The organism is Pseudomonas sp. BN417 (assembly GCF_029871205.1).
Classification (GTDB): Bacteria; Pseudomonadota; Gammaproteobacteria; order Pseudomonadales; family Pseudomonadaceae; genus Metapseudomonas.
In genome coordinates this window covers 1-11,338 of record NZ_SSOJ01000136.1, presented here as the reverse complement: position 1 = coordinate 11,338, position 11,338 = coordinate 1, and the positions used below count along the sequence as shown (strand labels likewise).

General features: G+C 59.0%; 10 protein-coding genes. All 10 read left to right on the top strand.

Annotated elements, in window-relative coordinates; translation table 11 throughout:
* Nucleotides 1-88 precede the first annotated feature (88 nt).
* Nucleotides 89-607 (top strand): Hcp family type VI secretion system effector, encoded by a 519-nt coding sequence (locus E8F11_RS17575; protein ID WP_280286841.1) that lies wholly within the window; start codon nt 89-91, stop codon nt 605-607.
* Between the two features lie 95 nt (nt 608-702).
* Entirely contained in the window at nt 703-2,772 is a 2,070-nt protein-coding gene (gene tssI, locus E8F11_RS17570) for a type VI secretion system tip protein TssI/VgrG (RefSeq protein WP_280290133.1), read from the top strand.
* Between the two features lie 3 nt (nt 2,773-2,775).
* Nucleotides 2,776-3,339 carry a DUF6484 domain-containing protein gene (locus E8F11_RS17565; RefSeq protein ID WP_280290132.1) on the top strand — a complete coding sequence of 188 codons (564 nt, stop codon included), beginning with the start codon at nt 2,776-2,778 and terminating at the stop codon, nt 3,337-3,339.
* 7 nt (nt 3,340-3,346) lie between these two features.
* Complete coding sequence (locus E8F11_RS17560; RefSeq protein WP_280290131.1) at nt 3,347-4,483, top strand: DUF2169 domain-containing protein; 1,137 nt, start codon at nt 3,347-3,349, stop codon at nt 4,481-4,483.
* 17 nt (nt 4,484-4,500) lie between these two features.
* The gene (locus E8F11_RS17555) at nt 4,501-5,553 is read left to right on the top strand and encodes a hypothetical protein (RefSeq protein WP_280290130.1); all 1,053 of its coding nucleotides are present in this window, start codon (nt 4,501-4,503) and stop codon (nt 5,551-5,553) included.
* A gap of 20 nt (nt 5,554-5,573) precedes the next feature.
* The gene (locus E8F11_RS17550; RefSeq protein ID WP_280290129.1) at nt 5,574-7,181 is read left to right on the top strand and encodes a PAAR-like domain-containing protein; all 1,608 of its coding nucleotides are present in this window, start codon (nt 5,574-5,576) and stop codon (nt 7,179-7,181) included.
* Nucleotides 7,182-7,190: 9 nt separating this feature from the next.
* Nucleotides 7,191-8,240, top strand: a complete 1,050-nt coding sequence (locus tag E8F11_RS17545; protein ID WP_280290128.1) for a hypothetical protein — start codon at nt 7,191-7,193, stop codon at nt 8,238-8,240.
* Between the two features lie 30 nt (nt 8,241-8,270).
* The gene (locus E8F11_RS17540) at nt 8,271-9,320 is read left to right on the top strand and encodes a hypothetical protein (RefSeq protein WP_280290127.1); all 1,050 of its coding nucleotides are present in this window, start codon (nt 8,271-8,273) and stop codon (nt 9,318-9,320) included.
* 10 nt (nt 9,321-9,330) lie between these two features.
* A complete protein-coding gene (locus E8F11_RS17535) occupies nt 9,331-10,389 on the top strand; it encodes a hypothetical protein (protein ID WP_280290126.1) in 1,059 nt (352 codons plus the stop codon).
* 1 nt (nt 10,390) lies between these two features.
* The coding region (locus E8F11_RS17530; protein ID WP_280290125.1) for a hypothetical protein at nt 10,391-11,338 on the top strand (948 nt) is incomplete at its 3' end.

The window sequence follows — 11,338 nt, the reverse complement described above, 5'->3', positions numbered from 1 at the left end:
TGGCACGGCGATTGCGATACCCCCCTTGTCATCACCGATGGCGCGCGGCCCTCAGGGCCTTCACCTCAACGATACAAGGAAGCAGCCAATGCCAACTCCCGCCTATATCAGCATCCAGGGCAAGACCCAGGGCAACATCACCCAGGGCGCCTTCACTGCCGACTCCGTGGGCAACGTCTACCAGGAAGGCCATGAGGACCAGATCCTGGTCCAGGAAATCGAGCACCTGATCGCCACCCCGACCGACCCGCAGAGCGGCCAGCCTTCCGGCCAGCGCGTGCACAAGCCCTTTATCTTCACCGCGCCGCTGAACAAGGCCACCCCGCTGCTGTATCAAGCCCTGGCCTCTGGCGAAATGCTTCCGGAAGTGGAAGTGAAGTGGTACCGCACCTCCACCGAGGGCAAGCAGGAGCACTTCTTCACCACCAAGCTCGAAGACGCCACCGTCGTCAACATCAACACCGTCCTGCCGCACGCGCAGGACCCGAGCAAGGCTGCGTATACCCAACTGGTCAAGGTCGCCATGGCCTACCGCAAGATCACCTGGACCCATGCCATCGCCGGCACCGAAGCCTCTGACGACTGGCGCAAGCCCCAGGAAGCCTAACCCCCAGGCATATCCGGCAACCGGCGCTACGCGCGCCGGTTGCTCCCTCTTGCACAAGGAGCACTGGGCCGGCAGCGGTCCGGCAAGGATTTCCCATGGCCGTTCAATCCGATTTGCGCTTCACCTTCCTCGCCGGCAGCGACGACTTCGAGGTGGTCGAGTTCCACCTCAACGAAGGCCTGTCCGAGACCTTCAAGCTGGACGTCGACCTGAGCTGCGCCAACCCGGCCGTCGACTTCGGCCAGGTGCTCGACGGCCCCGGGCTGCTCACCATCTGGCAGGGCGGCCAGCCGGTGCGCTTCGTCCACGGCACCGTCTCGGCCTTCGTCCAAGGTGATACCGGCTTTCGCCGCACCCGCTACCGCGCCACCGTGGAGCCGCGTCTGACCCGCCTGCAGCTGGCCTCGGACTGGCGCATCTTCCAGACCCTCTCTGTGCCCGACATCGCCCAGGCCGTGCTCAAGAAGCACAGCATCACCCTGGACTACGAGCAGAAGGTCACCAACCCCCACGAACCGCGCGAGTACTGCGTGCAGGCCGGCGACACCGACTACCACTTCGTCGAACGCATCATGCGCGAGGAAGGGTTCTTCTACGGCTTCCAGCACAGCGCCGAGGGCCACCGCCTCATCCACTGCGACCGCCTGTGGATATTCGGCAAGCAGGCGGGCCTGCCGGTGGAGTACAACCCCATGGCCGGCGGCGACCGCCCACGCCCGGCGCTGCGCAGCTTCGCCTACAGCGAGAACGTGCGCACCGCGCGCCAGACCCAACGCGACTACGACTTCAAGAACCCGCGCTACCACCAGCAGACCAAGCGCGATGGCGACTACCTGGTGCACCAGGCGCGCGGCTATGAGCGCTACGACTACCCCGGGCGCTACAAGAGCGCGGCGGGCGAGGGCTTCACCCAGGACCGCCTGCGCGGCCACCGCGGCGATGTGCGCCAAGCCACCGTCGAGGGCGACGACGCGCGCCTGGTGCCGGGCATCGCCTTCGACCTCATCGGCCACCCACGTGCGGACATGAACCGCGGCTGGCGCCCGGTGCGCATCGAGCACCATGGCAGGCAGTACACCAGCCAGGCCGAGGAAAGCGCCGACGCCGCCCAGGGCACGCACTACAGCAGCACCGCCACCCTGGTGCCGGACGATGCCGAGTGGCGCGCCGAGCCGCTGTCCAAGCCGCGCATCGACGGCCCGCAGCAGGCCACCGTGGTCGGCCCACCGGGCGAGGAAATCTACTGCGACGAGTACGGCCGGGTGAAGGTGCAGTTCCCGTGGGACCGCGAAGGCAGGAACGACGAGCACAGCTCCTGCTGGATACGGGTGTCGCAGAACTGGGCGGGCGCGCTCTGGGGCCACATGGCCATCCCGCGCATCGGCCAGGAGGTCATCGTCAGCAACTTCGATGGGGACCCGGACCAGCCCGTCATCACGGGCCGGACCTACAACGCCCTGCAGTTGCCGCCCTACGAGCTGCCGGCCAACAAGACGCGCATGAGCATCAAGAGCCAGACCCACAAGGGCGATGGCTTCAATGAAATCCGCTACGAGGACGAGGCCGGGCAGGAAGAGGTCTTCATCCACGCCCAGAAGGACCAGAACAACATCGTCAACAACGACGAGACCACCTTCGTCGGCCATGACCGTAGCGAGCGCGTGGACAACGACGAGACCGTCTCCATCGGCCACGACCGCAAGGAGGATGTCGGCAACGACGAAACCATCTCCATCGGCCGGCACCGCAAGGAAGACGTGGGCAAGAACGAGACCATCGAGATCGGCCGCAACCGCCGCGTCACCATCGGCGGCCACAAGACCGAAACCGTCGCCAAGACCAAGATCGAAACCATCGGCATGGCCAAGTTCCTCAGCATCGGCGCGGCCTACCAGACCAGCGTCGGCGCAGCCATGAACACCTCCGTGGGCCTGAGCCAGTCCGAACAGGTCGGCATCAACAAATCGATCCTCGTCGGCCAGACCTACAGCACCACCGTCGGCGAGGAGTTCTCCATCACCGTCGGCAAGTCCAGCCTGGTCATGAAGGCCGACGGCACCATCCTCCTCAAGGGTGTTGACATCGAGGTGGATGCCAGTAGCGACCAACGCTACACCGCCAAGGGCGAAATCATCCTGAAGGCCAAGAACATCAAGGAGAACTGACTGATGTCCGAGCCCAAGCAGAGGCCCCTCGGCGAACAACTTGCCAACGACATGGGAGACAAGACTCCACTCCAGCAGGGGGCCTCCGGACAGGGCAGGCTGCTCGACGCCATGCTGCGCCGCCAGGCAGAGGTCTCGGCCCGCAACACACGCGTCGATGGTGTCCTGATTGGTTGGCTTGCCGACATCGACGACAACGGCACGCCGCTGGTCATGGTGCCCGACCTCCTGCCGGAGCCTCGCCCCGCCGTCTCGCTGTGTCCGCTCTCAGAAGACCAGGTAGGCACCCAATGTGCAGTCATGTTCGGCGCCGGCAACCGGGACAATCCCATCCTGATGGGCATGCTGCATCACAACGTGCTGACGCTTACGCACTCAGGCGGAGCACAGGTGCAGGACGACGGTGAAAGCCTGCGTATCGAACATGCCAAGGAAATCGCCCTGCATTGTGGCAAGGCCTCCCTGCGCCTGACACGGGACGGTCGCATCGAACTGCGCGGCACCACGCTCATCAGCCATGCCACCGGGCTCAACCGCGTCCGCGGCGCCTCGATCAAGCTCAACTGAGGCCGCCATGGAAATCATCAACGACACCCGCATGCAGGCCGAGGCCACCCTGGCCATCGACCCGTCAGGCCAGCGCTTTGTCGTCGCCCTGGCCAAGGCGACCTACACCATACCGCCATCGTCCGAACTGCCCCCCAAACTGGCCGATCAGCAAACGCCCATCCTGACCACTGATGTGTTCGAAGGCGAGCCGGGTCTGAGCAACCCTTTCTTCGAGTGCGACTACGCCTTGTTTCGATCGCACTGCGACGTTGTGCTCAAGGCCACGGCCTATGCGCCCGGCAAACGCTCGGTTTACGAGCTCGAAGCGGGCTTCGAATTCGGTGACTGCGCCAAGCGCGTTCGCATCGTCGGCAACCGCTACTGGAAGCAATTCCTGCTGGGCTTTCGCCCGTCGGACCCGGAGCGCTTCGTCTCCATGCCCATCACCTACGGCCGTGCCTTCGGGGGCACCTGGCCGCCCTCGGATACCGACCCGACGGGCACAGCCTACGAGACCAACCCCATCGGCTGCGGCTTCGCCACCGAACGCCACGTATATGCCCTGATGGACCAGCGCATACCAGTGCCCAACCTGGAGCAGCCAGGCCGTCCCATCCTGCATCACTTCAAGCAGCACCACCCGTGGTCGTTCGGGCCGATTGGACGCAACTGGACGCCGCGCCGCCACTATGCCGGCACCTACGACGAAGACTGGCGCAACACCACCTTCCCCTTGCTGCCAGCCGACTTCGACCCGCGCTTTTGCCAATGCGCCCCCGAAGACCAGCAAGTGCCCTATCCGCAGGGAGGTGAACCGGTCCGCCTCATCAATCTGCACCCCGAGCGCTCCAATATCCGCTTCAAGATGCCCGGCCTGGCGCTGGGCATGAGCCTGGCCATGCGCAACGGCCAGGTCCACGTCCTGCAGCCGGTCGTGGACTGCGTGGCGATAGACGCCGATGCCGGCGAATTCAGTGTGCTCTGGCGTGCACGCCACCCTATCGAGCGCAGCCTCGGCGAAATCGAATTGCTCAGCATCGGCCGGGCCAGCCGGCAACGCGCGCAAGCCCATGCCATGGGCCAGGGGGGATGCCTCACCTGCTCGGGTTTCGCCACGGACGACGCCAGCCGCAAACCCATTCTCGAGGACCTGGACCTGTGATAGCCGAAAGCACGGATATGCCCATCCCCCTCCACCTACTGGCGGCCGGCGCAGTGACCAGCGTCGGCATGAGCCTGCCGTCCTCCGCCGCCGCCTTGCGCGCAGCGCTGGACAATTTCCAGGACACCCACTTCTTCGACGCCCAGGGCAACAGCCTGCGGGGAGCCCGCATCCCACATCCGGCTCCAGGCAATGAAACCCTGACCGGTGGCCACGCGCGTCTTGCGGATTTGTTGGACATGGCCATCGAGGAATGCCTGCACGTGGCCGGCGCACGCACCCGACTGCCCGAGCGCGTCACCTGCATCCTCCTGTGCCCCGAGCAACGCAGCAGCTATCACAGCGGGCTGGCAGTGACGTGCCTGCGGCGCAGCCTCGCCCACTACCGGCCAGACACCAAGCCCTACTACGCCCACATCGGCGGGGAGGTCACCGACTGCGCCAGCGCTCTTGCCCTGGCCGCGCAGCTCATCCACAAGCAGCACGCCAGCCATGTCCTGCTGCTCGCGCTGGACTCCTGGCTCAATACACCCGATATCGCCCAGGCCCTACAGCAGGACCGGTTGCTCACCGAAGACCAGCCGTCTGGCTTCATCCCCGGTGAAGCCGCCGTTGCGCTTCTACTGGGCCCCGTGCCGGAAACGCGCGCGGGCCAGCCGCCGGGGCTGGACATCGTCGGCAGTGCCCAAGCGCAGGAGCCGGCCACCTTGCTGTCGCGCGCACCGTGCTACGGCAAAGGCTTGGCCGCCGCCATCGAGGCCGCCCTGGCACAGGCCGGCATCCAGGCGCACCAGGTGGACCTGCGTCTGGCCGACCTGGCCGGAGAGGAATTCTTCTTCGAGGAGTCGTCCTACGCCTGGGGCCGGTTGCTGCGCGCCGATCTGCCGGCGGAGCACCAGTTCATTCAACCGGCCAACTGCCTGGGCCACATTGGCGCCGCCTTCGGCCCCTTCATGCTCGCTTATGCGTGGCACCTGTCCCGCATCAGCCGCGCCCCCGGCGTCAACACCCTCATCCAACTGTCCACGCCACAGCAGGCCCGCGCCGCGCTGGTTGCGCGCGTGGCCTGAGCCGACAGCACGGAGCTCCCATGGCCCACCACGTCTATGCCAACGACAACGAGATAGCCTCGAAATCCGCGGACGGCAAATCCAGCGCGGCATTCCCCGACACCTGCTTCTCGCCGCCCACCCCGCCGGCAGGCGGCGTGCCCATTCCGTATCCGAACACCTGCTTTGCCCGCGACATCAGCAACGGCAGCCGCACCGTGTTCATCGCGGGCATGGAAATCGCCCTGCAGCACAAGTCCTACTTCCGCACCAGCACCGGCGACGAGCCCGCCACGCCGGGGCTCAAGAAAGGCATCAACTCCGGCAAGATCAAGGGCAAGTGTTACTTCGTCAGCTGGTCGCCCAACGTCAAGGTCGAAGGCCTGTGCGTAACCCGCCACCTGGACTGGGTGACGCATAACCACAGTAATCCGGCAAACGCACTTCAGCAGCAGTACATCAGCGAGCGCATGCCAGGCGATGCCTGCAAGAAAGACAGGGAAGATATCGCCAAGAAGTGTAAAGAAAAAAAGGCCGAAGACGCGGAAAAGAGAAAAGCTCCCAACGCCAGGAAGCGCAGTTTGGGCAAGCGCTTGGAGAACATTGCTTCGATTCCTGACGATGCCGCGAAAAAGGCGATGAAGTACAAGCGGCAGCATGGCGGCATGAACTCGTGGGTGGATGACTACTGCGATGGATTGTGGGTCAAGCCGATGAATGGAGTTAAAGCATTCGAAGACGCAAAAAAACAAGTCAATGAACTGGCCGACATAATCTCAATGGACCCCGTTAGTTTGGGCAAGAAGATTTTCGGCGAGTTGGTGGACTTGGCCTATGAGCGCATGGGGCGCTGGTTTGTTATCCGAAAGCTGGGGGGCTTGGCGGCTCGCTCCGTTCTCAAGAACTTGATAGGTGGCGCTGCAGGAGCTACTGGGATCGGGCTTGTTGTCACAGGTGCCATGGCAGCCTGGACTATTACGGACGTTGTAAGTACCGCCGCGGATATTGCCAAGGCGCTTGGTCCAGAGGGCCAGGAAATTCTGGATGACCTGATGGATTTGGATAAGCTCAAGGAAAAAGCGAAAGAGAAGTTGGGGGAGTACACAAAGTCGCCTGACAAGTTCATGGCGGACCTTATGAGTGCTCAAGCAGCCAGAAGTCCATGTTTGCGCGCAAGAAAATGCATGCTGGTTCCCTACAGGCAGACAAGCGCCGCCAGGGCAGCCAAATCAGGAAAGGGTTGTTGCCCCGGACAGACGGGACACCATGTTATTCCCGGCGCGGTATTCAAGGGCAACGATTGCTACAAGGGAAAGCACAAGGATGCTCCATCCATGTGTGTCGAGGGGGTAAATAACTCCCATGGAAGTCATGGAAAGGCACATACAAAACTTGAAGGAAAACTGCAGCGCCGAAAACTACCGAATGGAACGCCTGTTTCCTACAAGCAAATGCGGGATGCTGCAATTGAAGCCGTCCAAGAGGCAGGTGCAGGAGATTGCTCTGAGAAGTGCCTGCAAGCTCAGCTCGATGAATACTATAAGTCCTGCAACAAAGGTGACGAGAAAAATCTCAATGCCCACTCAGGAAAGAACAGTACGGACGCAAGCGAGAGCGCAAATCAAGACACTGATGTAATCGCAGACTAGAGGCCAAAAATGATTTCAGCTCAAGATTTTTCGAAACGACTGCTCGGCTACAACGTCGTCGATTGCGAGGTCAGAAGGAGGGACTTCTTCTACTTTATCGCTCGGGAAGACTACACCCAATGGACTGATTGGAAGGAGCAAGGTGACTACCCAAGCGAGAGATCTCTTTACAAGCGAGTTCTTACCTTCATGAGCAGTAAAGAGCCTGCGAAGCAATGGGGGCATACCACGTTAAAGGGCTTTTCGAGATTGACTTCAGGGGTTTCATACTCCCCTAAGGAGCAGTTTATTGCAGGGTCCCTCACTGGACAGATATTTGCACTTGGGAGCGGAGACAATGAAATTCAAGATGAAATAGGTGAAAAGCTGCGAGGAACACTGGAGAGATTCGCAACTATCGATGATGAGCTGTACGTGGCAGGTAGCGGCAGAATGGTTGGCTTGCGTCAAGGAAAAAACCAATGGAAGTGGCTGTCCGAGAATGTTCCTTATGACATGGATAGCGAAGTTTCTACAGCTGGGTTTGACGCTATAGATGGCTTCTCTCAAGAAGACATATATGCCGCCGGTGGGAAAGGTGACGTTTGGCATTACAACGGGAAAATCTGGAGACGGGTCGACTTCCCCAGCAACGTAACGATTGAAACCATGTGCTGCGGTGCGGACGGCCGGGTCTACATCGGTGGATACGAAGGCCTGACCTTCGTCGGCCGCGGGGACACCTGGAAGCCGGTAAAGAGAAGGGAAGTCATTCCATTGGGCTTCAAGGACATGGTCTGGTACGAAGACCGCGTCTGGTGCACCAACGACAACGGCGTGTGGTGGATTATCAATGACGAGATAGTTCCCGCCGATATTCCCGCGCTTGCCAAAGTCAGCTCGGGAAACCTGTCCGCCCGTGATGGCGTCCTGCTGCTGGCCGGCTTCTATGGCGCCGCGTATCTGGAAAATGGGCAATGGCACCAGATTTTCAGCTACAGCGAGATGGTCGACCGCTGCAAGGCCGAAGGCCTGTACGACGGCATCCTGCAAGCCCGCTGGCATGAGTTCAAGGACTGACGCCGGGGCAGCACAGGGATGGATTAAATCATGATGGAACCGATAGATTTCAGCAAAGAGCTCTTGGGGTACAACATCGTTGATTGCGTAGTCAGGAGTAGGGATAAATTCTACTTTCTTGCCCGCGAAGACTATACGCAGTGGACGGACTGGGAGGATGTTGGGCGTTATCCAGATGATACTACCTTAATACTTCGAGTCATATCGGACTTCAGCTTCAAACCAAAAGACTCCCAGTGGGGGCACGCAACTCTGACTGGATTTGATATTGCAGATGCCGCAGTGTCATTAAAGCCAAAGGAACAACTGATCGTGAGCTCAATCAGCGGCCAGTTATATGCCGTTGGAAGCGGCGAAGCGGGTATGGAAAACAGTATATTGAAGCAGACACGAGGTGGGGTTTTTAAACTAAAAACCATCTCGGATACCCTTTATGCCGCAGGGGGGCAGCGAACTGTCGGATTTCGGAAGCAGAAAAATGACTGGCATTGGCATAGCGAAAGCATTCCATTTAATAAAGAGCAGGATTCTAGGGTTTCAGGGTTCGATGATTTGGATGGATTCGACCGAGATGATCTGTATGCCGTCGGAGGGGTAGGAGATGTATGGCATTTCAATGGTGGCTTGTGGCGCCGGGTCGATTTTCCAAGCAATCTCTATTTAGAAACAGTCTGCTGCGGTGGCGATGGTCGCGTTTACATCAGCGGCTACGAAGGCCATACCTTTGTGGGCCGAGGCGACACCTGGAAGAAGGTAGAGAGCAAGGAACTCATCAGTCTCGCGTTTAAAGATATGGTCTGGTACGAGGACCGTGTCTGGTGCACCAACGACTACGGAGTGTGGTGGATTGTCGGCGACCAGTTGATGAAAGCCGATATCCCAGCCTTTGCCCAAATCAGCGCGGGCCATCTCTCCGCCCGCGATGGCGTCCTGCTGCTGGCCGGCTTCTATGGCGCCGCGTATCTGGAAAACGGCCAATGGCACCAGATTTTCAGCTACAGCGAGATGGTCGACCGTTGCAAGGCCGAAGGCCTGTACGACGGCGTCCTGCAGGCCCGCTGGCATGAGTTCAAGGACTAGGCCAACTGAGATGATTTCAACAGCTGATTTTTCAAAACGACTCTTAGGCTACAGACTCTCTGACTGCACAGTGCGAAATAAGGAAATTGTTTACCTTATTGCAAGTGAAGATTGCACGCAGTGGACGGACTGGAAAGAAGAAGGTAGCTATCCGAGCGAAGAATCACTCTATAAAAGAGTATTAGTATTCATCAAAACAGAAGAGCCATCTCGCCAATGGGGGCATGTGCGGCTACGCGGATTCTCTAGGCTCACAGGTGGAGTCTCCGTCGTTCCAAAAGAGCAATTCATCGCCGGATCTTTAACCGGCCAAATATACGTCCTCGGCGGGGGCGACGACGAGATACAAGCAGATATTAGAAATGATCTCCGTGGAATCTTGGCAAGGTTCAAAACGATTGAAGGTCAACTTTATGTTGCCGGTAGTGGAAGAGTCGCCGGTATACGAAAGGGGAAGAATCAATGGGATTGGCTGACAAAAGATGTGCCCTTTGACATGGATTCGGAGGCGCTTACGGCAGGTTTTGACGCTTTGGATGGATTCGCCAGTAATGATATCTATGCCGCAGGCGGCAAAGGCGATGTCTGGCACTTCAACGGGCAGCAATGGCGTCGCATTGACTTCCCGAGCAACTTAACCATCGAGACGATCTGCTGCGGTGACGATGGCCGCGTCTATATCAGTGGCTATGAAGGCCATACCTTCGTGGGTCGAGGTGATACGTGGAAGAAAATCAGAACCCGGGAAGACATCAGCCTCGCGTTCCAGGACATGGTCTGGTACGAGGACCGTGTCTGGTGCGCCAACGACTATGGGGTGTGGTGGATTGTCGGCGACCAGTTGATGAAAGCCGATATCCCTGCCTTTGCCCGCATAAGCGCAGGTCATCTCTCCGCCCGTGATGGCGTCCTGCTGCTGGCCGGATTCTACGGTGCCGCCTACCTCGAAAACGGCCAGTGGCACCAGATTTTCAGCTACGGCGAAATGGTCGACCGTTGCAAGGCCGAAGGCCTGTACGACGGTGTGCTGCAAGCTCGCTGGCATGAGTTCAAGGACTGGACTAACTGACATGATGCCAACGGCCGATTTTTCCAAAGACATCCTCGGCTACAACATCGTTGACTGCGAGATCAGGAGCAGAGAAATATTTTATTTCATTGCTCGCGAAGACTGTACGCAGTGGACTGACTGGAAAGATGAAGGTAGATATCCCGACGATACCGCCTTGACGCTACGAGTTATAACAAACTTCATGTCGAACCCGCAAGAATCGCAGTGGGGACATGCAACCCTTAACGGCTTTGATATTTCAACCATCGAAATATCGAAGACTCCGAAAGAACAGTTAATCCTAACATCAATAAGTGGGCAGACCTACGCGATAGGAAGCGGTGAAGCTGGCATGGAGGAAAATATTCTCAAGCAGACGCGGGGAGGTGTTTTTAAATTAAAAAATATAACGGGGACGTTGTATGCTGCTGGAGGAATGAGGACAGTTGGATTTAGAAAAAATAGGAATGAATGGGCTTGGTATAACGATAGCATCCCATTTCAAGATGAGCGTAGAAGAATAGGTTTCAGAGATTTGGATGGGTTTTCTCAAGATGATATTTATGCTGTTGGCGGGTATGGTGATGTATGGCACTTCAATGGAGGATCGTGGCGGCCAGTCGATTTCCCAAGTAATCTTTTCTTAGAGACAGTCTGCTGTGGTGCTGATGGCCGTGTTTATATCAGCGGCTACGAAGGCCACACATTTGTGGGCCGAGGCGACACCTGGAAGAAGGTAGAGAGCAAGGAACTCATCAGTCTCGCGTTTAAAGATATGGTCTGGTACGAGGACCGTGTCTGGTGCACCAACGACTACGGCGTATGGTGGATTGTCGGCGACCAGTTGGTGAAGGCCAATATCCCTGCTTTTGCACAAATCAGCGCGGGCCATCTCTCCGCCCGTGATGGCGTCCTGCTGCTGGCCGGCTTCTATGGCGCCGCGTATCTGGAAAACGGCCAATGGCAC

Bases quoted from the DNA above. Each gene is read 5' to 3' on its own strand.
- E8F11_RS17560 (WP_280290131.1), top strand. From the start codon at position 3,347: ATGGAAATCATCAACGACACCCGCATGCAGGCCGAGGCCACCCTGGCC.
- E8F11_RS17535 (WP_280290126.1), top strand. From the start codon at position 9,331: ATGATTTCAACAGCTGATTTTTCAAAACGACTCTTAGGCTACAGACTC.
- E8F11_RS17565 (WP_280290132.1), top strand. From the start codon at position 2,776: ATGTCCGAGCCCAAGCAGAGGCCCCTCGGCGAACAACTTGCCAACGAC.
- E8F11_RS17550 (WP_280290129.1), top strand. From the start codon at position 5,574: ATGGCCCACCACGTCTATGCCAACGACAACGAGATAGCCTCGAAATCC.
- E8F11_RS17540 (WP_280290127.1), top strand. From the start codon at position 8,271: ATGATGGAACCGATAGATTTCAGCAAAGAGCTCTTGGGGTACAACATC.
- E8F11_RS17575 (WP_280286841.1), top strand. From the start codon at position 89: ATGCCAACTCCCGCCTATATCAGCATCCAGGGCAAGACCCAGGGCAAC.
- E8F11_RS17555 (WP_280290130.1), top strand. From the start codon at position 4,501: ATGCCCATCCCCCTCCACCTACTGGCGGCCGGCGCAGTGACCAGCGTC.
- tssI (WP_280290133.1), top strand. From the start codon at position 703: ATGGCCGTTCAATCCGATTTGCGCTTCACCTTCCTCGCCGGCAGCGAC.
- E8F11_RS17545 (WP_280290128.1), top strand. From the start codon at position 7,191: ATGATTTCAGCTCAAGATTTTTCGAAACGACTGCTCGGCTACAACGTC.